The 21,042-nt window shown below is 32.7% G+C and carries 21 protein-coding genes; 11 read left to right on the top strand and 10 right to left on the bottom strand.

Annotation, left to right across the window (positions count from 1 at the left end; translation table 11 throughout):
* Window positions 1-16: 16 nt before the first annotated feature.
* The 7 genes from hisD (at window position 17) to hisIE (ending at window position 6,497) form a co-directional block, all read left to right on the top strand.
* A complete protein-coding gene (gene hisD, locus IM755_RS08075) occupies window positions 17-1,297 on the top strand; it encodes a histidinol dehydrogenase (protein WP_194095588.1) in 1,281 nt (426 codons plus the stop codon).
* Between the two features lie 114 nt (window positions 1,298-1,411).
* Window positions 1,412-2,473 (top strand): histidinol-phosphate transaminase, encoded by a 1,062-nt coding sequence (gene hisC / locus IM755_RS08070; protein WP_194095587.1) that lies wholly within the window; start codon window positions 1,412-1,414, stop codon window positions 2,471-2,473.
* A complete protein-coding gene (hisB, locus tag IM755_RS08065) occupies window positions 2,445-3,584 on the top strand; it encodes a bifunctional histidinol-phosphatase/imidazoleglycerol-phosphate dehydratase HisB (protein WP_194095586.1) in 1,140 nt (379 codons plus the stop codon). The genes hisC and hisB overlap by 29 nt, the downstream gene beginning before the upstream one ends.
* A 78-nt stretch (window positions 3,585-3,662) precedes the next feature.
* A complete protein-coding gene (gene hisH / locus IM755_RS08060) occupies window positions 3,663-4,244 on the top strand; it encodes an imidazole glycerol phosphate synthase subunit HisH (RefSeq protein WP_194095585.1) in 582 nt (193 codons plus the stop codon).
* A gap of 36 nt (window positions 4,245-4,280) precedes the next feature.
* Window positions 4,281-5,042 carry a 1-(5-phosphoribosyl)-5-[(5-phosphoribosylamino)methylideneamino]imidazole-4-carboxamide isomerase gene (gene hisA, locus IM755_RS08055; RefSeq protein WP_194095584.1) on the top strand — a complete coding sequence of 254 codons (762 nt, stop codon included), beginning with the start codon at window positions 4,281-4,283 and terminating at the stop codon, window positions 5,040-5,042.
* 27 nt (window positions 5,043-5,069) lie between these two features.
* A complete protein-coding gene (gene hisF / locus IM755_RS08050) occupies window positions 5,070-5,825 on the top strand; it encodes an imidazole glycerol phosphate synthase subunit HisF (RefSeq protein WP_194095583.1) in 756 nt (251 codons plus the stop codon).
* A gap of 72 nt (window positions 5,826-5,897) precedes the next feature.
* Window positions 5,898-6,497 carry a bifunctional phosphoribosyl-AMP cyclohydrolase/phosphoribosyl-ATP diphosphatase HisIE gene (gene hisIE / locus IM755_RS08045; protein WP_194095582.1) on the top strand — a complete coding sequence of 200 codons (600 nt, stop codon included), beginning with the start codon at window positions 5,898-5,900 and terminating at the stop codon, window positions 6,495-6,497.
* 4 nt (window positions 6,498-6,501) lie between these two features.
* Here hisIE and IM755_RS08040 read toward each other — a convergent pair whose 3' ends face one another.
* The gene (locus IM755_RS08040; RefSeq protein WP_194095581.1) at window positions 6,502-6,906 is read right to left on the bottom strand and encodes a hypothetical protein; all 405 of its coding nucleotides are present in this window, start codon (window positions 6,904-6,906) and stop codon (window positions 6,502-6,504) included.
* Window positions 6,907-7,035: 129 nt separating this feature from the next.
* On the opposite strand from IM755_RS08040, the gene IM755_RS08035 reads away from it, so the two are divergent.
* Both IM755_RS08035 and IM755_RS08030 read left to right on the top strand, forming a co-directional pair.
* Entirely contained in the window at window positions 7,036-7,425 is a 390-nt protein-coding gene (locus IM755_RS08035) for an acyl-CoA thioesterase (protein WP_194095580.1), read from the top strand.
* A 102-nt stretch (window positions 7,426-7,527) separates the two neighbouring features.
* Window positions 7,528-8,196 carry a DUF2461 domain-containing protein gene (locus tag IM755_RS08030; RefSeq protein ID WP_194095579.1) on the top strand — a complete coding sequence of 223 codons (669 nt, stop codon included), beginning with the start codon at window positions 7,528-7,530 and terminating at the stop codon, window positions 8,194-8,196.
* A 73-nt stretch (window positions 8,197-8,269) separates the two neighbouring features.
* On the opposite strand, the gene IM755_RS08025 is transcribed toward IM755_RS08030, so the two are convergent.
* The 4 genes from IM755_RS08025 to IM755_RS08010 form a co-directional block, all read right to left on the bottom strand.
* Window positions 8,270-8,656: a glyoxalase gene (locus IM755_RS08025; protein ID WP_194095578.1), complete on the bottom strand. Its 387-nt coding sequence runs from the start codon at window positions 8,654-8,656 to the stop codon at window positions 8,270-8,272.
* A gap of 100 nt (window positions 8,657-8,756) precedes the next feature.
* On the bottom strand, window positions 8,757-10,004 hold the full coding sequence (locus tag IM755_RS08020) for a mechanosensitive ion channel family protein (protein ID WP_194095577.1): 1,248 nt from the start codon (window positions 10,002-10,004) through the stop codon (window positions 8,757-8,759).
* Complete coding sequence (locus IM755_RS08015) at window positions 10,004-10,282, bottom strand: DUF3817 domain-containing protein (RefSeq protein WP_026725854.1); 279 nt, start codon at window positions 10,280-10,282, stop codon at window positions 10,004-10,006. Before IM755_RS08015 ends, IM755_RS08020 begins: the two co-directional genes overlap by 1 nt.
* 147 nt (window positions 10,283-10,429) lie before the next feature.
* A complete protein-coding gene (locus IM755_RS08010; RefSeq protein WP_026725855.1) occupies window positions 10,430-10,798 on the bottom strand; it encodes a hypothetical protein in 369 nt (122 codons plus the stop codon).
* Between the two features lie 192 nt (window positions 10,799-10,990).
* Here IM755_RS08010 and IM755_RS08005 point away from each other — a divergent pair, with 192 nt between their 5' ends.
* Both IM755_RS08005 and IM755_RS08000 read left to right on the top strand, forming a co-directional pair.
* Window positions 10,991-12,910, top strand: a complete 1,920-nt coding sequence (locus IM755_RS08005) for a DUF294 nucleotidyltransferase-like domain-containing protein (protein ID WP_194095576.1) — start codon at window positions 10,991-10,993, stop codon at window positions 12,908-12,910.
* A 3-nt stretch (window positions 12,911-12,913) separates the two neighbouring features.
* Window positions 12,914-13,522, top strand: coding sequence for a 3'-5' exonuclease (locus IM755_RS08000; protein WP_194095567.1), 609 nt, complete (start codon window positions 12,914-12,916; stop codon window positions 13,520-13,522).
* Window positions 13,523-13,571: 49 nt separating this feature from the next.
* Here the strand turns inward: IM755_RS08000 and acs are convergent, their stop codons facing one another.
* The 5 genes from acs to IM755_RS07975 all read right to left on the bottom strand — a co-directional run bounded on the left by acs (window position 13,572) and on the right by IM755_RS07975 (window position 21,016).
* Window positions 13,572-15,479, bottom strand: a complete 1,908-nt coding sequence (gene acs / locus IM755_RS07995; RefSeq protein WP_194095565.1) for an acetate--CoA ligase — start codon at window positions 15,477-15,479, stop codon at window positions 13,572-13,574.
* A gap of 126 nt (window positions 15,480-15,605) precedes the next feature.
* The gene (locus tag IM755_RS07990) at window positions 15,606-17,501 is read right to left on the bottom strand and encodes an acetate--CoA ligase (protein WP_194095563.1); all 1,896 of its coding nucleotides are present in this window, start codon (window positions 17,499-17,501) and stop codon (window positions 15,606-15,608) included.
* A gap of 265 nt (window positions 17,502-17,766) precedes the next feature.
* Window positions 17,767-18,129, bottom strand: a complete 363-nt coding sequence (locus IM755_RS07985) for a response regulator transcription factor (protein ID WP_113988728.1) — start codon at window positions 18,127-18,129, stop codon at window positions 17,767-17,769.
* Between the two features lie 6 nt (window positions 18,130-18,135).
* Complete coding sequence (locus tag IM755_RS07980) at window positions 18,136-20,829, bottom strand: ATP-binding protein (RefSeq protein ID WP_194095561.1); 2,694 nt, start codon at window positions 20,827-20,829, stop codon at window positions 18,136-18,138.
* Window positions 20,822-21,016 carry a hypothetical protein gene (locus IM755_RS07975; RefSeq protein ID WP_194095559.1) on the bottom strand — a complete coding sequence of 65 codons (195 nt, stop codon included), beginning with the start codon at window positions 21,014-21,016 and terminating at the stop codon, window positions 20,822-20,824. The genes IM755_RS07980 and IM755_RS07975 overlap by 8 nt, the downstream gene beginning before the upstream one ends.
* Window positions 21,017-21,042: the final 26 nt, after the last annotated feature.

The following is a 21,042-nucleotide window of genomic DNA, read 5'->3' as shown; positions in this document are numbered from 1 at the left end:
TTTAGAAAATAGAATCATGAAAAAAATATACAATCCACAACCTGAAACTTGGTCAGAAATTTGCAAAAGACCAACACAAACATTTTCAGATGTTGAAGAAACGGTAAAGCAAATCTTCAAAGAAGTACAACAAAAAGGCGATAAAGCTATAGCAAAATATGCATCTTTCTTTGATGGTGTAACTTTAGAAAATATTCAAGTCACACAAGAAGAAATTGAAATCGCTAAAAAAGAAGTTTCTGCCGAATTAAAAGAAGCGATTCAACTAGCCAAATCAAATATCGAACAATTTCACGCTGCTCAAAAAACAGATAAAATTGTGGTAGAAACAACTATTGGAGTTACGTGTTGGCAAGAAAAACGTCCAATTCAAAAAGTTGGATTATACATTCCAGGTGGAACTGCTCCTTTGTTTTCAACGGTTTTAATGTTGGTTGTTCCAGCAAAATTAGCAGGTTGTAAAGAAATTGTTTTGTGTTCGCCATCAGATAAAAACGGAAAAATTAATGCTGCTATTTTGTACGCTGCCGATTTATGTGGAGTAACCAAAATCTACAAAGTAGGCGGAATTCAAGCCATTGCAGGAATGACTTTCGGTACAGAAACGATTCCGCAAGTATATAAAATTTTCGGACCAGGAAATCAATTTGTAACAATTGCAAAACAATTTGCATCACAAAATGGAGTTGCCATTGATATGCCTGCTGGTCCAAGTGAGTTACTAGTTTACGCAGATGAAACGGCAATTCCAAGTTTTGTAGCTTCTGATTTATTAAGTCAAGCCGAACACGGAAAAGATAGTCAAGTGATTTTGGTTACTACCAATAAAAACATTTTAAATGATGTGGAAGAAGAAATTTATAAACAATTAAAAGTGCTTCCAAGACAAGAAATCGCGCAAGTTGCCATTCAAAATTCCAAATTAATCTTCGTAGAAACCGAAAAAACAGCTTTATCGTTAATTAACGAATATGGTCCAGAACATTTTATTGTATGTTCTAAAAATGAAGATTATTTTGTTGATGGCATTCAAAATGCGGGTTCGATTTTCATTGGAAATTATACTCCAGAAAGCGCTGGCGATTATGCTTCTGGAACCAATCACACACTACCAACAAATGGTTATTCCAAAAGTTACAGCGGTGTAAATTTGGATAGTTTCTTAAAAGCGATGACATTCCAAAAAATATCAAACGAAGGCATTCAAAATATTGGAAAGGCAATAGAAACTATGGCAGAAGCCGAAGGTTTACAAGCACACAAAAATGCGGTTACATTAAGATTAAAAAATAATTAAAACACATAGATACATAGTTAAAATTTGTAAACTATGTGAAATATGTTAAGTGAAACGTCTAAAATCAACACAAACAATAGCTAATGTGTCTATGTGTTTAAAAATAAAAAAACTATGAATTTAGAAAACTTAATCCGAGAAAACGTCAAAAAACTGAGTCCATATTCTTCAGCACGCGATGAATTTGAACAATTTACAAAACCAATGATCTACTTGGATGCAAATGAAAATCCGTTTTCGAACGGCATGAATCGTTATCCAGATCCGCAACAAAAAGAATTAAAAGCAATAATTGCAGATAGAAATAATGTACTTAAAGACAATATTATTTTAGGAAACGGAAGTGATGAAGTTTTAGATTTAATTTTTAGAGCGTTTTGTGAACCCAATCGCGATAATATCATCACATTGCCACCAACGTATGGAATGTATGGAGTTTTAGCCAATATCAATGCTATTGAAAATCGTGAGGTTTTATTGAATGAAGAATTTCAACCGAATGTTGAAGCCATTCTTAATGCTGTAGATAACAATACGAAAATCATCTTTTTGTGTTCGCCAAACAACCCAACAGGAAATTCTTTTACGGATTCATCGGTAATCAAAATTTTAAATCAATTCAAAGGTTTAGTGGTAATTGATGAAGCTTATATCGATTTTTCAAAAGATGAAAGTTGGTTAAGTGTTTTGAAAGATTTTCCTAATTTGATTATTACGCAAACCTTATCAAAAGCCTATGCAATGGCAGGATTACGAATTGGAATTTTGTATGCTTCAAGAGAAATTATTGCAGTTTTGAACAAAATCAAGCCACCATATAACATCAATGGTTTGTCACAAGAAACGGCTGTTAAAAAATTGTTGCAAAGTACCATGCCAACACAAGTTAGAAAAATATTGGTGGAACGAAATAAACTTATCGAAGCACTTTCAAAATGCGAATTTGTTGAGAAAATATATCCTTCAGATGCCAATTTTATTTTGATTAAAGTAGATGATGCGAATTTTAGATACCAGCAATTTATCGATAATGGAGTAGTGGTTCGCAACAGAAGCAATCAACCTTTATGCGAAAATTGCTTGCGAATTAGCATTGGAACTAAAGAAGAAACCGAACAAATTATCGAATTATTAAAAACCTTCAACAATGCCGAAAAAAGTATTATTTATAGATAGAGATGGAACTTTGGTTTTAGAACCAGAAAATTACCAATTGGACAGTTTAACTAAACTAGAATTCTATCCAAAAGTGTTTCAATTCTTGAGTAAAATAGCCAAAGAATTGGACTTCGAATTGGCAATGGTTACCAACCAAGATGGTTTAGGAACTGAAAGTTTTCCGGAAGAAACGTTTTGGCCAACCCAAAATTTCATCTTAAAAGCATTTGAAAATGAAGGTATAACATTTGACGAAATTTTTATCGATAGAAGTTTTCCAGAAGACAATGCACCAACCAGAAAACCAAGAACCGGAATGTTAACGAAGTATTTGAATAATTCAGAATACGATTTAGAGAATTCTTATGTAATTGGAGATAGAATTACCGATGTAGAATTGGCAAAAAACTTAGGTTCAAAAGCGATTTTTATTAAAAATGAAGAAAATTTAGGTGGAAACGAAATCGCAACTACATTGGAAGATCTTCAAAATGTAATCGCTTTACAAACAACTGATTGGCAACAGATTTATGAGTTTTTGAAATTGAATGAAAGAACCGCTTCAATTTCAAGAAAAACCAATGAAACAGACATTGCCATCACATTAAATTTAGACGGAACAGGAAAAAGCAACATCAACACCGGAATTTCCTTTTTCGATCACATGTTGGACCAAATTGCGCGTCACGGACAAATGGATTTAAATATTCAAGTGAAAGGCGATTTAGAAGTTGACGAACACCACACAATTGAAGATACAGCAATTGCCTTAGGCGAAGTTTTTGCAAAAGCTTTAGGCAACAAACTAGGAATCGAACGTTACGGATTTTGTTTGCCAATGGACGATTGTTTAGCGCAAGTAGCAATAGATTTTGGCGGAAGAAATTGGTTGGTTTGGGAGGCAGAATTTAAACGAGAAATGATTGGTCAAATGCCAACCGAAATGTTTTTTCACTTCTTCAAATCGTTCACCGATGGAGCAAAAGCGAATTTAAACATCAAAGCAGAAGGTACAAACGAACACCACAAAATTGAAGCAATATTTAAAGCCTTTGCAAAAGCAATAAAAGTAGCTGTGAAAAGAGATACAGAAAAAATGATTTTACCTTCAACTAAAGGAATGTTGTAAAATAAGCCACAGATTACAAAGATTAACACGGATTATAAAATCCTGAAAATCCTTTAATTCGTGGCAAAAAATAAAAATATGAAAATAGCAATAATAGATTACGGAGCTGGAAATGTACAAAGCGTCTTATTCGCTTTGGAACGACTTGGTTTTAAAGGAATTGTTACTAATGATTGGAATACGATAAAGAAAGCTGATAAAGTAATTTTTCCTGGCGTAGGCGAGGCGAGTAGTGCTATGAAAATGCTGGTTGATAGTGGATTAGATGTGTTGATTCCAACCCTGAAACAACCGGTTTTAGGAATTTGTTTGGGCATGCAATTGATGTGTAAACATTCAGAAGAAGGCAATACCAATGGATTAGGAATTTTTGATGTCAATGTTGTGAAATTTTCTCAAGAAGTAAAAGTTCCTCAAATGGGTTGGAATACGATTTACAATCTGAAATCGCCATTGTTTGAAGGAATTAAAGAAAACGAATTCATGTATTTGGTTCACAGTTATTATGCTACATTATTTGAAAACACTATTGCTACCACGAATTATGAACACGAATACAGCACAGCATTGCAACGCGATAACTTTTTCGGAGTACAATTTCACCCAGAAAAAAGTGGAATCTTCGGAGAACAAATTTTGAAAAACTTTTTAAACTTATAATTTGAGCTTGAAATTGCTCTTGAAATTGAATTTGATATGAGAATAATCCCAGCCATAGACATCATCGAAGGAAAATGCGTTCGTCTTTCCAAAGGTGATTATGATACAAAGAAAATATACAATGAAAATCCGCTTGAAGTTGCCAAATCCTTTGAAGCACACGGAATTCAGTATTTGCATTTGGTTGATTTAGATGGAGCAAAATTCAGTAGAATTGTGAACTACAAAATTTTGGAACAAATTGCTTCAAAAACGAGTTTAAAAATCGATTTTGGTGGCGGTTTAAAATCCGATGCTGATTTGAAAATTGCTTTTGAAAGTGGTGCTAATCAAATTACAGGAGGAAGTATTGCCATCAAACAACCCGAAGTTTTCAAGAAATGGATTCAACAATTCGGAGCAGATAAAATCATTTTAGGAGCTGATGCTATGAATGAAAAAGTCGCTATTTCGGGTTGGTTAGAAGAATCCAAAGAAGAAGTAATTCCGTTTATTCAAAGTTACCAACAAGAAGGAATTCAATATGTGATTTGCACCGATATTTCAAAAGACGGAATGCTAGAAGGACCAAGTTTTGAATTATACAAAAGAATTTTAGATTCCGATTTGTCAAATCAAGATTGTCATTTCGAGCGAAGCCGAGAAGCGAGATTAAAACTCATCGCTTCAGGAGGAATTTCCACTTTCGATGAATTACCCAAGTTAGCCGAATTAGGTTGCGAAGGAACGATTATAGGAAAAGCCATCTACGAAGGCAGAATCAGTTTAAAGCAATTAGAAAACTACATTTTGTCTTAATTCTTAATACTCAAAACTTAATATTTTATGCTCACAAAAAGAATCATTCCCTGCTTAGATATCAAAAACGGTCGAACCGTTAAAGGTGTCAATTTTGTGGATTTAAAAGATGCTGGTGATCCCGTAGAATTGGCAAAAAAATACACTGAAACAGGCGCAGATGAACTAGTTTTTCTTGATATTTCAGCTACAGAAGAACGTCGTGCTACTTTAATCGACTTGGTTAGAAAAGTCGCGGCTGCAATAAACATTCCGTTTACTGTTGGTGGTGGTATTTCAACTGTTGCGGATGTAGATGTGTTGCTTCGTAATGGTGCGGATAAAATTTCAATTAATTCTTCTGCCGTTAAAAATCCGGATTTGATTAATGAAATTGCAGCAAAATATGGAAGTCAGTGCGTGGTTGTGGCTATTGATGCAAATCAAATTGATGGTAATTGGATGGTTCATTTGGTGGGTGGAAAAGTTCCTACAGAATTAAATTTATTCGATTGGGCAAAAGAAGTCGAGCAACGAGGTGCTGGCGAAATTTTATTCACTTCCATGAATAACGATGGAACAAAAAATGGATTCGCTAATGAAGCCTTAGCCAAGTTATCCGAAATCGTAAATATTCCCATCATTGCTTCTGGTGGTGCGGGAACTAGGGAACATTTCGCAGAAACCTTTATCAACGGAAAAGCCGATGCAGCTTTAGCTGCCAGTGTTTTTCACTATCAAGAAATCGAAATTCCTAAATTGAAACAGTTTTTAAAAAATCAAAATATTTCAATTAGGGTGTAACTTTTTTGAACTTAAAGACAAACTCAATTTAACGAATCAACTTACATGACTTATATGTTTAAAAATAAAACTATGAATATCAACTTCAACAAAACCCCAGATAACCTAATTCCAGCCATCATTCAAGATAACGAAACTAAAAATGTTTTAATGTTAGGCTACATGAATCAAGAAGCATTAGACCAAACGTTGGCGACCAATAAAGTAACTTTCTTCAGTCGTACCAAAAACAGATTGTGGACAAAAGGCGAGGAAAGTGGCAACTTCTTAGAACTAGTTTCCATTAAAGAAGATTGCGATAACGATACCCTTTTAGTGAAAGTAAAACCTGTTGGTCCAACTTGTCACACAGGTTTAGATACATGTTGGCAAGAAACTAATAATCAAGAATTTGGATTTTTATCAAAATTAGAAAACACCATTACAAAACGCAAAGAAAATGCCGATTCTGAAAAGAGTTATGTAGCTTCATTATTTGCAAAAGGAATTAACAAAATAGCACAAAAAGTAGGAGAAGAAGCGGTTGAAGTAGTTATTGAAGCCAAAGATAACAACAACGATTTATTCTTATCCGAAAGTGCTGATTTATTGTTTCACTATTTAATTTTATTACAAGCGAAAGGTTTTGAATTGAAGGATGTTGTGGAGGTTTTGAAGGGAAGGGAGAAGTAGTATTTTATATTTTGGTTAGTAACCAAATCCCTTGAGACGCAATTTCATCATTATTTTCAGTCATAATATACCAATTTCCATAAATTGAATTATTATTATCATCTAAAATTCCTTCATGTTCAATTTCTAAAGTCTTATTTTCATATGTTATAATTGATGAATAATCATCTGAAATTATAGGATATTTTGGGTATTGTTTTACAAAAGAAATAAAGCCATCTTCAACAAAACCTTTAATATTTGCATTTAATTTTGTTGAAAATTCTAAATCATCTTCTTTAATTTCTCCTGTAAACGAACCATTTACATCTGTTATGGAAGCTATAATATTTACACGTTGTCCAAAATAAGGTAGATCGTAACCACTACCATATTCGTAAAAACCTTGCCATTTGCCAGTTAAATTCATTTTTTATCAATTTTATTTTAACGAATTAACTAATTAATCGTTTGTTCTAGTCAGATGCTTCCATATTAAATATATTCAAATATATCCAAATTTCTCGAAAAATCATTACCTTTAAAATAAAAATTCAAAATGCGATTTCATACAAGAAAATGGGTTAAACCCGAAGATTTGAATGCCAACGGAACATTATTCGGAGGTAAATTATTGGCTTGGATAGATGAAGAAGCTGCTTTGTATTCCATCGTGCAATTGGAAAATCCAAAAGTAGTCACCAAGTTTATGAGTGAAATTAATTTCATGAGTGCTGCCAAACAAGGCGATATCGTAGAAATTGGTTTAGATGTGGTACATTTTGGAAAATCATCGTTAGTATTAAAATGCGAAGTGCGTAATATGATGACACGCGAAAAAATCATTACCATTGATAACATCACTATGGTGAATTTAGATGAAACTGGAAAACCAAAACCACACGGCAAAACTCAAATCGAATTTATTGAAGATCGATTAAAAAAATAATATCATTTTGCCAAGGATTAAAAAGATTAAAAGGATTAAAACAATTTTAAAAGTAAATAATCCGTGCTAATCTGTGTAATCAGTGGCTAAAAAAATTAAAATATGCTAAAAAAATCAACCTTAGAATCTCTAATACAACTTAAAGAAAACAACGACCGCGATTGGTTTGCGGCAAATAAAAAAGCTTTTGAAACCGAACAAAAATTAGCCAAAACGTTTTTTAGATCGGTAGGCGAGCAGTTGGGAAAAATCGATAGTATCGAGCGTATTCAAATTTTTAGAATTTACCGAGATGTGCGTTTTTCGAAGGATAAATCGCCATACAAAAATCATTTTAGCGTTGGGTTTACCCGAACAAAACCAATGCTTCGAGGCGGTTATTATTTGCATATTGAACCTGGAGGAAGTTTTGTAGGTGGCGGTTTTTGGGAACCAAATGCAGCAGATTTGCATCGTATTCGAAAAGAATTTGAAATGGATGATGAAGAAATTAGAACGATTGTTGCTGATGCAACTTTCAAAAAATTCTTTAGTGAATTAAAAGGCGAAGAGTTAAAAACTGCTCCAAAAGGTTTCGATAAAACGCATCCTGCTATTGATTTGATTCGCAAAAAGCAATATTTACTCACTCGAAATTTTTCGGACAAAGAAGTTTTGGCTCCTAATTTTCAGGAAGAAGTTTTAGCAACTTTTCAAGCCATGCGACCATTCTTCGACTACATGAGCGAAGTATTGAGTACTGATTTGAATGGAGAATCTTTATATAATTAGCCAATAGCTTAATGTGCCGATGTGTCAATTATTTTCTTACCATTGGCACATTGACTAATTGCTTATTGACACATTAAATAATCTGAATTTGACTTTTTAAACGTTCGATTAATAAATTCATCATGCGCTTGTTTAAGTTGGATGAATTTTGGGTGTATTCTTTGTATTCGGAAACGGTAAACATTCCGAATACAATTCCTTTTAATGAATTTCGGAATTTGATATCACGTTGAATGGCGTTTTCAATGTAATTTTCTTTTTTCTCTGGGGAAAGTGTGAAATAAACGCCTTTTTGTTTTATGGCGTAATTTCTAAAAACTTCAATAAACAATTCATTTTGAAATTTCAAAATAGGGCGTAATGTCTGATTTTGAAACTTTTCTTCAGAACTTGATTGTTCGGTAATTACTCCAATACTTGCTCCTCTAATTTCTAAAAGCGATTCTTCTTTCGTTTTCATGATAAAGTGAATTTGTTTGAATTAAATTTAAAAAAAAATAACCTCCAATTTCTTGAAGGTTATTTTAAGTTATTAAGAATCAGTTGTTAATTACTTTGTATTATTCTGCTAGTGTTTTTAAGCTTGCTGAACCAAGTTCGGATACTTCTAAATCAAAATAAGGCATAGAAGCCATAATATGATCAAAAATATCGGCCATAATATGTTCGTAATTCAACCACGTTTTATCTTTGGAAAAACAATAAATTTCTATTGGAATTCCTTTTTCTGTAGGTTGTAAATGACGTACCATCAACTGCATTTCTTTATTTATTCCGGGATGCGATAAGATATATTGATTGATGTATTTTCTAAACAAACCTAGATTGGTTAAATTTCTTCCGTTTACGATTATACTTTTATCAATATTATTGTTTGCATTGTATTTGTCAATATCTGCTTGACGGTGTTCGATATAAGAAGTTAAATGTTGAATTTTTTTGAATTTTTCTAACTCATCTGTTTGAATAAATCGCACCGAATTAGCTTTTATCAATATATGACGTTTAATTCTTCTTCCATCGGAATCCAACATTCCGCGCCAGTTTTTGAAACTATCCGATATTAGGCTGTAGGTTGGAATCGTAGTTGTTGTATTATCAAAATTTCGAACTTTTACTGTGGCTAGATTAATTTCTACAACATCGCCATCGGCACCAAATTTTTCCATCGTAATCCAATCGCCAATACGCACCATATCATTTACAGAAACAGAAATACTCGCTACAAATCCTAGAATAGTATCTCTAAATATTAAAATGATAATAGCCGAAATAGAACCAAAAGTAGTTAATAACGTAGTTTTACTAACATCAAAAAGAATCAATACAAAAGAAATAATTCCAAACAACCACAAAAACAACATGATTACTTGAATATAACTGTCGATAGGTTTATCACTAAAACGAGGTTTCTGTTTTAAATAATCTCTAAGCGAATTAAAAATACTTCGAGTAATCCAAAGAGAAAGAATAATGATATAAATTTTAACTCCTTTTTCAAAAACATATTCCCAATAGGTGAAATTATTTAAAATTACAGGAACTGTCTTATAAATAAATAGAAGAGGGAAGAGGTGGGCTAAATATTTAGCAGTTTTATTAGCTACTAAAAAATCATCAAAGGAAGATTTTGTTCGAGCAGCAATAATGGCTAAAAATATTATGAAAGCTTTTTTAAAAATATAATCTAAAACATAAGAAACCACCACTAAAATGATGATGTTAACTCCTAAATTTAAATAAGAAGCTACATCATTATTAAAGTCGAGACTTTTAAAAATACCGTATGCCCAATTGAATATTTTCATTACGAATTTTGTAAATATTTTTTCTCAATATAAAACGTTCCAAATGGAACAATTGATGCTAGACAAACTATCATAAAGGTTTTTAAATTCCATTTTTGCTCATTTTTAATTAAAATAGCAAATGCAACATATAATATGAATAAGACTCCATGCGCCATTCCAATATTTTTTACATAAATAGGATCGCCAGCAATATATTTCATTGGCATTGCAAAAAACAATAAAGCTAATAAGGAAAGTCCTTCTAATAAGGCGATTGATCTAAAAGATTTTATCATGATAAAGCAAAATAAATTACAAATCTGTAAATGGATTTAATTGGAACAAAATTAAATAATATAGGATGCGTAAGCGTTAAAAAAAACAAAAAAATCGGTAAAAATATTTTCTTACCGATTTATATTATGTAAAATAGAAATTTTGAATTAAAAAGCTAAAAATGCTTTGTTGTATTCTTTTAAATCTAATAGATTATTTTTCTTATCTAAATCAGTCAATAAAGAAAGGAAGTAATTAAAGCTTTCTACATTATTTTCTTCCGAAATGTTGGCTTCAACGTGAGCATCTTTACTGTCTACAGGTTCATCATCTGGAATACCAATAAAAAATCCATTATTGTTTTCTAAATGTTCGTAAGCTAAACGCAATGCTTTAGTTACAACAGGATTATTTAACTCTAAAGTAATTTCTCTAAGTTTTTTTAAATCAGTTACAATTTCAGAAACTTCAAAATTATCTTTAAATAATTCTTTCTGAATCTTTTCGATTAATTTAAGGGCTTGTCTGTTTTCCATGATTCTTGTAATAAGGGACTGCAAACTTAAACTTTCTTATAATTTTACACAAACGTTTTGAGTAGTATTTTAATAGTTTTAATAATGTTTTATAAACGAATTATAATATACATTATGTAAAATAGAAAATTTAAGCAATTCCTTTAATAAGCAATTCAAACTTTGTATCTTCGTTTCGTAAATAAAAGCTTTATGAAAAACCCTATTGCAGAACGCATCACCGATTTTCTAAAACATTATCCTCCTTTTTCAAGCATATCGTATGAAAGCTTACTTGAAATTGCTAAAACATGTCAAGTACTTTATCTAGAAAAAAATCAAACTTTGTTTAAAATTAATGATGCTACGCATGCTTTTTTTTATGTGGTAGCTTCTGGTGCTGTTGGTTTATCTGTGACTTCAGATGCTGATGATGTTTTGATTGATAAATGTGATGAAGGCGATATTTTAGGATTACGACCATTTTTTGCTAAGAATAACTACCTTATGACAGCAAAAGCTCGTGAAGAAAGTATTGTTTATGCTATTCCAATTGAAACATTCAAACCCTATGTAGCGGCTAATCCAGATGTGTTGAGTTTTCTATTAGAAAGTTTTGCTTCAAATACCCGAAATCCATACGACAAAAATCACAAAGGGAAATTAATTTCAGAAAACGTTATTTATAATGATCAAAGTTCTGAAATTCAATATTATCAACCTATAAAATACACTTCTAATCCCATAACAGCTTCACCTAATGATGTTGTTAAATTCGTGGCTCAAACGATGTCGAGCAGTAAAATTGGTAGTATAATTATTCATGAAAATCGTAAGCCTATCGGAATTGTTACTGATAAAGATTTACGTTCAAAAATTGCAACCGGACTCTATTCCATTGATGTTACAATCGATAAAATTATGACTTCGCCCGTAATTACGGTAGCCGACAATTTATCAATTGCTGAAGCTCAAATTATTATGTTAAAGAACAATGTAACTCATTTGTGCGTTACAAAAGATGGTTCTATTGATTCTGAAATTACTGGAATTATCACGGAACACGATATTGTGGTGGCTCAGGCAAATAATCCAGGGGTTCTTTTAAAACAATCTAAGCGAGCTCAAAAATCAGCTGATTTAAAAGAAGTTCGAGATAAATTAGTCGAATTAATTCAGCATTCTTTAGATAAAAATGTTCCTATTAATCATATTGGTTCTATTGTTGGCGAAATTAATTTGGCGATAACCAAACGTGCTATTGAATTGGCTATTGAAAAAATTGGAACTCCTCCTCCAGCCCAATTTGCTTGGATGAACATAGGAAGTCAAGGCAGAAAAGAACAACTTTTATTAACCGATCAAGACAATGCAATTATTTTTGAAGATGTGCCAGAAGAGAAATATGATGCTGTAAAAGAATATTTTCTTCAATTGGCTGAGAAAGTAACAAAAACATTAAATAAAGTAGGATATAATTTTTGTCCAGATGAAATGATGGCTAGCAATCCGCTTTGGTGTAAGTCTATTTCAGATTGGCAAAACCAATTTAAAGGTTGGATAATTAATCCTGCAGATAAAAATACATTAGAATCTACCATCTTTTTCGATTATGATTTTGTTTATGGCAATGAATCTTTAGTGGATACAATTACTAAAACAATTCACGAAGAGACCAATGATAATCAATTGTTTTTTGCTTATTTAGGTGCTGATGCATTAAAAAATCCGCCTCCATTAGGGTTTTTCCGCCAGTTTTTAGTAGAAAGTGATGGCGAACACAAAGATACGTTTGATTTAAAAGGAAGAGCTTTAATGCCTTTAATTGATGCCGCTCGAATTTTATCTTTAAGTAAAGGAATTAAGAATGTATCCAATACGATTTCAAGATATTCAAAATTAGCCGAATTAGAACCACAAAACGCACCTGTTTATGAGGCATGTGCCGATGCTTTTGCCGAATTATTAAAGTTCAGAATCGAAGAAGGTTTAAAAAATGAATCCGATGGTAGGTATTTGAATTTAAGTGAGTTATCGAAATTAGATAAAGTAAAACTTAAAAATGATTTTCAACCTATTAATGATATTCAAGAAGTGATTAAGAATAAATTTCAATTAACTTATTTCACCTAAAACATGGCTTTAAATTGGTTCAAAAAAATAGTTAAAGATTATCCTAAATTTTGGGAAACGTATCTGAGTTACTTCGATGAAAATCAAAGTAAAGAGCAGCGTTTTGTAGTTTTTGATTGTGAAACAACAGGTTTGGATTATAAAACAGATAGAATTTTATCTATCGGAGCAGTAGCCATAAAAAACAACCAAATAATCGTTGGTGATTTTATAGAAGTGTTTTTACAACAAGATATTTTTAATCCGGAGACTGTTACTCTACATGGTATTTTAAAAGAAGGAAAGGAAGAAAAAGTAGTTGAAGCAGAAGCTATAATTCGCTTTTTAGATTTTATAAAAGATGCAACTTTAGTTGGACATCACATAGATTTTGATATCGAAATGATTAATCAAGCATTAGATCGTTTAAATGTAGGAAAATTAGAAAATCAAGCGATGGATACCGACGTTATGTATCAAAAATTAAAATCATTACCACAAGAACAACAAAGTTCGTTAGATGAATTATGCGATATTTATAAAATTAAAAAATCTGATAGACACACGGCAAGTGGTGATGCTTTTATTACTGCATTACTTTTCTTAAAATTGAAAAAGAAATTAGAAATATAAAAAAACTGCTCCATTTCTGAAGCAGTTTTTAACCAATAAAACTAAAAAACTAGAGCTTGCCGTTTTTAATTTCTTCCACTATTTCAGGATTCAATAAAGTGGAAATATCTCCAAAATTAGAGAAGTCTCCTTCAGCAATCTTTCTTAATATTCTTCGCATGATTTTACCAGAACGTGTTTTAGGTAAACCACTCACAAATTGTATTTTATCTAATTTAGCAATTGGACCAATTTGATCAGAAATCAATTGATTAATCTCTTTTGCTAAGTTAGTTCTATCACGACCTTCACCTGTTTCTTTTAAGATAATGAAACCGTAAAGGGCATTTCCTTTGATATCATGAGGGAAACCTACAATTGCACTTTCTGCAACCGCTGGGTGTTCGTTGATTGCATCTTCAATTGGAGCAGTTCCTAAATTATGTCCAGAAACAATAATAACATCATCTACTCTACCCGTAATTCTGTAATATCCTACTTCATCACGTAGAGCACCGTCTCCTGTGAAATATTTTCCTGGAAAAGCAGTGAAATACGTTTCTTTATAGCGTTGATGATCGCCCCAAATAGTTCTAGCCATCGAAGGCCAAGGAAATTTAACACACAATGCACCTGTTACTTGATTTCCTTCAATTTCATTACGCAATTCATCCATTAAAACAGGCTGAATTCCAGGTAATGGTAACGAAGCATAAGTTGGTTTTGTTGGTGTTACAAATGGAATTGGCGAAATCATAATTCCTCCAGTTTCGGTTTGCCACCAAGTATCTACTAATGGACAACGCTTTCCTCCTACGTGGTCGTTGTACCAGTGCCAAGCTTCCTCATTAATAGGCTCACCTACGGAACCAATAACTTTTAAAGAACTTAATGGGAATCTTTGTACGTAATCTAAACTTTCTTTTGCTAAAGCACGAATTGCTGTTGGTGCGGTATAGAATTGTGTAACATTATGTTTTTCAATTACTTCCCAAAATCTACTGAAATCTGGATAAGATGGAACTCCTTCAAAAATTACAGTTGTTGCACCATTTAAAAGTGGACCGTATAAAATATAAGAGTGACCCGTAATCCAACCGATATCAGCCGTACACCAGTAAATATCATTCTCTTCGTAATTGAAAACATTTTTGAAGGTATAAGCGGTATAAACCATATAACCAGCTGTCGAATGAACCATTCCTTTAGGTTTTCCAGTTGAACCAGAAGTATACAAAATAAATAAAGGATCTTCTGCATCCATAATTTCAGCTACATTGTTTCCAATTGCGGCATCCATTAAAGGTTGTAACCATAAATCTCTACCTTCTTTCATGTTAACTTCTGTGTTGGTTCTCTTAACTACCAATACAGTTTCAACAGAAGGACATTTCTCTAAAGCTTCATCAACTATTCCTTTTAAATCAATAGCTTTATTTCCTCGGTAACTACCATCAGAAGTGATGACCATTTTACATTCGCTATCATTAATACGAGCTGCAACTGCAGAAGAAGAAAATCCAGCAAATACTACCGAATGTATTGCTCCTATTCGAGCACAAGCTAAAACCGCTACAGCTAATTCTGGAATCATTGGTAAGTAGATACAAACTCTATCCCCTTTTTTGATACCTTGCTCACGTAAAACATTGGCTAATTTTGAAACTCTTACATATAATTCATTATACGAAATATGTTGCGCTGCTTCGCTTGGATCATTTGGTTCAAAAATAATAGCGGTTTTATCACCACGTTTTGCTAAATGCCTGTCGATACAGTTTTTAGTGATGTTTACTTTTGCATTTAAAAACCATTTGAATTCTGCTTCTTGCATATCAAATTCGAAAACTTTGTCCCATTTTTGATACCAAGTAAAATTCTCATCGGCAATACGATCCCAAAATTTTCTTGGTTCGCGCACCGATTTCTTATACATTTTAAAGTAATTCTCTAAATCTTTAATTTTATAATAACTCATTTTTTAGCTTTATTTTTAATTGATAATGTAAAGATAACTAATCTGTTTTAAGAATTTTATAATTTCTTGCTAAATAGATATAGTTAAGTGATTGGTGAAAAGTGAATAGTAATTAGCTTCAAAATCTTACTTAAAACATCCAATTTTAGCATGCTCTAAAACGTCTCTAATTTCATCAATAATCGCTTCATCATCAATTGTTGATGGAATTTGGAATTGTTCGCCATCAGCTATGCTTCGCATCATTTTTCTAAGAATTTTACCGGAACGTGTTTTTGGTAAGCGATTCACCATTACTACATCACGCAATGAAGCTACGGCTCCAATTTGTTCACGAACCAAATGCACTACTTCATGTTGTAATTGGAAATACTCAATATCTTCCCCTGATTTTGCTACTACTAATGCTAACGGAATTTGACCTTTCAACTCGTCATTAATACCGATTACTGCACACTCAGCAACAGAATGATGAGATGCTACAATTTCTTCCATTTCAGCAGTGGATAGTCGGTGACCTGCTACGTTGATGACATCATCTACTCGACCTGTAATGTATATATAATCGTCCGAATCTTTAAATCCGCCATCCCCAGAGAAATAATAACCTGGAAATTTATTCAAATAGCCTGCTTTGAAACGTTCGTTATCTTTCCATAAGTCTAATAAAGTTCCTGGAGGCAATGGTAACTTGATAACTACATAACCTTCTTCGTTTGGACCTAACTCTTGTCCGTTTTCTCCAAAAATTCGGATATCATAACCTGTCACAGCTTTTCCGGCTGACCCAGGTTTTATTGGTAAATACTCCACTCCCATCATGTTAGCTATCATCGGCCAACCTGATTCTGTTTGCCACCAATGGTCGATAGCTGGAACTGGAATATGTTCACGATACCACTCTAAAGTCGCTACATCACAACGTTCTCCTGCTAAGAATTGAATTCGCAAACTACTTAAATCGTATTGTTTGATAAATTCTCCGTTTGGATCTTCTTTTTTAATAGCACGAATCGCTGTTGGAGCGGTAAACATAACATTTACTTTGTGCTCCGCAATAACACGCCAAAACGTACTGGCATCAGGAGTTCGGATTGGTTTTCCTTCGAAAAGAACAGTTGTATTTCTGTTGATTAATGGACCATATACGATATAACTATGTCCTACAACCCAACCCACATCAGAAGCAGCCCAAAAAACATCACCTTCTTTTGCATCGTAAATATCTTGCATTGAAAATTTAAGTGCGGTAGCATAACCACCTGTATCTCTTACAATTCCTTTTGGTTTTCCTGTTGTTCCAGAAGTGTAAAGAATATATAATGGATGTGTCGAATTTACTGGAACACAAGGCGTTTCTTCCGAGCCATAAACCAATGCATCATAATCGACATCATATTTTTTAAATGGTACTCTTGCTCCTAATTTTCTGTTGAAAACGACTACTTTTTCAGGTTTGTGATTCGCTAATTCGATAGCTTCATCTACTAGAGGCTTATAGGCAATTAATCTATCGATTTCTATTCCTGATGATGCTGTAATAATAGCTTTTGGCTCGCAATCATCAATACGAATCGCTAATTCATGTGGTGCAAAACCTCCAAAAACTACCGAATGAGTTACTCCTATTCGAGCACATGCTAACATAGCAAAAGCAGCTTGAGGGATCATTGGCATATAGATGACAGCTGTATCTCCTTTTTCTAAACCTAATGATAATAAACCGCCAGCCAATTTAGCTACTTCGGTTTTAACTTCGTTAAATGTATACTTTTTTACAGTTTGTGTAACGGGCGAATCATATATGATAGCAACTTGATCACCATAGCCATCTTGGATATGTTTGTCAACTGCAAGATAGCAAGCGTTTAAATTTCCATCAGCAAACCATATAGGATAACCATTTTTATCGGTTGATAAAATGTTCGATGGCAAATTATACCATTCTAATTGATTGGCTTGTTCCTTCCAGAATTCTTCAGAAGAAGTAATACTTTTATTATAAATATCGCAATAATTCATTTGTATTATTCAATTTATGTGATTTATTTTCTTTAGTAAATGTAGAAAATAAAATAATGCTAAATGAATTAATATTGCTAAATAGGTATAGATAAAAGAAATTAGAAATTAGAACATCGAAATTAGATGAAACAGAGTTTCTAATTGAAAAGCAGTTTGCGTTAAGGATTTCAGCAATTGTTTGAGCTCTTAATTAAAATACCTAAGGATTTTAATTAAAGCGAGTGCGTAAAGCCCGCTCGCATCAGCGAAGAACGCCCAAATTTTAACCCAGCAACTCCTCCACTTTTTCCACTACTTTTTTAATTGAAAAAGGTTTCGTCATATAAGCATCGGCACCAAGAGCTAATCCTTTTTCAATATCGCTCTCTTTGTTTTTTGCGGATAAAAACATGACTTTGGTATGTTGTAAATTGTCATCTTTTCTGATTTGTTCCAAAGTAGCAAAACCATCAACCATAGGCATCATAATATCCAAGATGATAACATCAGGAAAATTGGTTTTTAAAATATCTAAAGCTTCTTGTCCATCTCGGGCTATGAAAACTTCGTAATTACTTTTCTTGAACGTATATTCAAGTGTCATTACGATGTTTGGTTCGTCGTCTACTATTAAAATCTTCTTCATTTTCTCTTAATTTTCAATATTTTTTATCGGTAAAGTAAATACAATGCAAGCGCCTTTAACACTTGGTTCTACCCAAATTTTACCTTTGTGATGTTCAATAATTTGTTTACAAATGGCCAATCCTAATCCGCTACCCACAGGTTTTTTGAAATTCTGGTTGGACGCTTGATAAAATTTGTCAAATATAACGTCAAAATCGTTAGGATTAATACCTTTTCCGTTGTCTTGCACCAATGTTTCTATAAAATTATCTTTCTTTTTAACTTGAATCGTGATTAAACCATCGGTTTCTGGACAAAATTTTATGGCGTTTGATAATAGATTAGTAACAACTTGAATGATTCTATCTTCATCATAATAAGCCCAAACGGTGTCTTTACTTTCAACATAAACGCTAATATTTTTATTTTTTATCAATTGTTTTAGCGGTTCAATCGAATGTTCAATCGTTGCAATTAGGTTGTTTTGACTTGGATGAATGGTTTGTTTTCCAGTTTCAAACTTTTCTAAATCCAAAATTTTATCAATCAAACGATTCAAACGGTCGGATTCGGAAATGATGTTTTGCAAAAACTGTTTTCGAAGTTCTTCTGGAATTTCGTCATCATCGTGTAAAATCTCACTCGCAGCACGAATAGCGGTAATTGGCGTACGAAGTTCGTGTGTTACGGTATCTAAAAATTCGTCTTTTTGAACGTCTTTTCGAACCAACGTTTCATTGGCTTTTTGTAATTCAGAAGTAATTTTTTGGAGTTGGTTTGAGGTTTCCGTCAATTTTTTGTTGATGGTGATATTTTCTTTAGATTCTTCAAGAATTTTCAAAACTTCAGGTAAAGTAACTTTTTCTTCCTTAACCACACTCGAAATTAGAATTCGAGCTGAAGCCGTTCCAATATGACCCGTTAATAAATTCTCTGCAAACTTTACTAATCTTGCATCGGCCAATTCTTGATCTTTATCGACGTTGTACTTCACATTGAAAATATTCATAGCGCGTTTGGTACGTTCTTCACCTAAAAATCGAATCAATACTTTTTCTATATCACGCGTATAAGCGGTTCCTTTCCAAACGAATGCATTCTCGTGATTTGTGCTGTATTTATCGATGTCAACGTACATTTCGGCATAATTGCGTTCGCGATAATTTCCTTTAAAACTCACTGAAACTGCGAAATAAGTCAAGGTGTTAAATAACATACTCCAAAATAAGGCATGAGGAACCGGTTGCAAATAATCCAATCCAAAAAGTTGGAACGGTTTTAACAACCCAATTTTCATAAAACCTTCGGATACAAACGAACTTTCATCGTTGGTTAAGCCAATGGCATAAGGTAATAACAAGGTATAAATGCAAATTAAAAATCCGATTAAAATTCCGTAAATAGCACCTAATCTTGAACCTCTTCTCCAGAAAACGGCTCCGAAAAATGCTGGCGCTAATTGGGCAATAATTACAAAGGAAATCAATCCGATAGAAACCAAACTATAATCTAATGCGAAGAATCGGTAAATGAAATAAGCCGCTATAATTAATGAAAAGATTCCGATTTTACGAATGTTGACAATCTTTTTGTTGTTGATGATTTGTTCTTCATTTTTTAATTTTCCTAAGAAAGTATACGGAATTAACAAGTTATTACTCAACATTGTAGATAAACTAATACTCGAAACGACAATCATTGATATTGCTGCTGAAAATCCGCCAAGGAAAACCAAAACTGTTAGTATTTGATTATCAAAAAATTGCGGAATTAAAAGCGAATATGTGTCTGCATTGACATTTTTTCCATCAAACAATACATTTCCGCCCCAAGCAATGGGATAGACAAAAATATTGAACAATAATAAATACAATGGAAACAACCAAATCGCGGTTTTTACATGACGTTCTCTATTATTTTCTACCACCGACATTTGAAATTGTCTTGGCAATAAGAAAATAGCAAAAAGTGAAACCATACTCAAAAAGAACCAGTTTAATCCTTGTTCTAATCCGCCAATGATGTTTTTTTCTTTAAAGTTTCCTAAAAGAGAAGCTTTCGCATAGATATCATCATAACCATCAAAAACGAAGAAGGTTACGTAAACTCCAACAATTAAGAAAAAAACTAACTTAAGGATACTTTCTAAAGCAACGGCAGTGACTATTCCTTTTCTTTTTTCGGATGCATCTACGTATCGAGTTCCGTAATAAGAAGCAAATAAAGCTAAGGCAATCGCAACATAAGTTGTGGTGTCATCAAAAATATAAGAATTTGTATTAGTTTGAGTTACAATATGAAATGTTTCCGAAATCGCTTTTAACTGAAGTGCTATGTAAGGTAATATTCCCGAAATACAAACCACAGTTACAATCGCACCTAAAAAACGACTATTTCCGTAACGCAGCGAAATAAAATCGGCAATACTTGAAATTTTATTCACACGAGAAATGCGAATGATTTTCTTTAAAATAATAATCCAAGCTGGAATAATAATGATGGGTCCAATATAAATAGGCAAATATCCTAAACCTGAATTAGCAGCAACTCCAATACTTCCATAATAAGTCCAAGCCGTACAATACACAGCTAGCGATAAAGAATAGATGTACGAATTATTAGTCCATTTGATGTTTTCTTTTTTCTCTGCCCAATGTGCAATAAAAAAAAGAATACCCAAGTAGCCTAAGAGAATAAGTAAAAGAATCGCACTATTCATAATAACGTTGTACTACAATCCAAGACATTAAAACTGAAAACAACCAAACTGAAAAAATATAAATGTAGATTACTGGAAATCCCAACACATTATCAGCACTGTCAAAGAGTAAAACGATTGGTAAATTCAATACCAATAACAGTAACAACGATAAAACTACCAATTTTTGTTGATGTCTTTTTTTCATCTTTTATTAATATTTATAAAACCTAA

Source organism: Flavobacterium proteolyticum (assembly GCF_015223105.1).
In the GTDB taxonomy this organism is placed as follows: Bacteria; Bacteroidota; Bacteroidia; order Flavobacteriales; family Flavobacteriaceae; genus Flavobacterium; species Flavobacterium proteolyticum.
This window is presented reverse-complemented; position numbering and strand designations above follow the sequence as displayed.

Bases quoted from the DNA above. Each gene is read 5' to 3' on its own strand.
- hisD (WP_194095588.1), top strand. From the start codon at position 17: ATGAAAAAAATATACAATCCACAACCTGAAACTTGGTCAGAAATTTGC.
- hisC (WP_194095587.1), top strand. From the start codon at position 1,412: ATGAATTTAGAAAACTTAATCCGAGAAAACGTCAAAAAACTGAGTCCA.
- hisB (WP_194095586.1), top strand. From the start codon at position 2,445: ATGCCGAAAAAAGTATTATTTATAGATAGAGATGGAACTTTGGTTTTA.
- hisH (WP_194095585.1), top strand. From the start codon at position 3,663: ATGAAAATAGCAATAATAGATTACGGAGCTGGAAATGTACAAAGCGTC.
- hisA (WP_194095584.1), top strand. From the start codon at position 4,281: ATGAGAATAATCCCAGCCATAGACATCATCGAAGGAAAATGCGTTCGT.
- hisF (WP_194095583.1), top strand. From the start codon at position 5,070: ATGCTCACAAAAAGAATCATTCCCTGCTTAGATATCAAAAACGGTCGA.
- hisIE (WP_194095582.1), top strand. From the start codon at position 5,898: ATGAATATCAACTTCAACAAAACCCCAGATAACCTAATTCCAGCCATC.
- IM755_RS08040 (WP_194095581.1), bottom strand. From the start codon at position 6,906: ATGAATTTAACTGGCAAATGGCAAGGTTTTTACGAATATGGTAGTGGT.
- IM755_RS08035 (WP_194095580.1), top strand. From the start codon at position 7,036: ATGCGATTTCATACAAGAAAATGGGTTAAACCCGAAGATTTGAATGCC.
- IM755_RS08030 (WP_194095579.1), top strand. From the start codon at position 7,528: ATGCTAAAAAAATCAACCTTAGAATCTCTAATACAACTTAAAGAAAAC.
- IM755_RS08025 (WP_194095578.1), bottom strand. From the start codon at position 8,656: ATGAAAACGAAAGAAGAATCGCTTTTAGAAATTAGAGGAGCAAGTATT.
- IM755_RS08020 (WP_194095577.1), bottom strand. From the start codon at position 10,004: ATGAAAATATTCAATTGGGCATACGGTATTTTTAAAAGTCTCGACTTT.
- IM755_RS08015 (WP_026725854.1), bottom strand. From the start codon at position 10,282: ATGATAAAATCTTTTAGATCAATCGCCTTATTAGAAGGACTTTCCTTA.
- IM755_RS08010 (WP_026725855.1), bottom strand. From the start codon at position 10,798: ATGGAAAACAGACAAGCCCTTAAATTAATCGAAAAGATTCAGAAAGAA.
- IM755_RS08005 (WP_194095576.1), top strand. From the start codon at position 10,991: ATGAAAAACCCTATTGCAGAACGCATCACCGATTTTCTAAAACATTAT.
- IM755_RS08000 (WP_194095567.1), top strand. From the start codon at position 12,914: ATGGCTTTAAATTGGTTCAAAAAAATAGTTAAAGATTATCCTAAATTT.
- acs (WP_194095565.1), bottom strand. From the start codon at position 15,479: ATGAGTTATTATAAAATTAAAGATTTAGAGAATTACTTTAAAATGTAT.
- IM755_RS07990 (WP_194095563.1), bottom strand. From the start codon at position 17,501: ATGAATTATTGCGATATTTATAATAAAAGTATTACTTCTTCTGAAGAA.
- IM755_RS07985 (WP_113988728.1), bottom strand. From the start codon at position 18,129: ATGAAGAAGATTTTAATAGTAGACGACGAACCAAACATCGTAATGACA.
- IM755_RS07980 (WP_194095561.1), bottom strand. From the start codon at position 20,829: ATGAATAGTGCGATTCTTTTACTTATTCTCTTAGGCTACTTGGGTATT.
- IM755_RS07975 (WP_194095559.1), bottom strand. From the start codon at position 21,016: ATGAAAAAAAGACATCAACAAAAATTGGTAGTTTTATCGTTGTTACTG.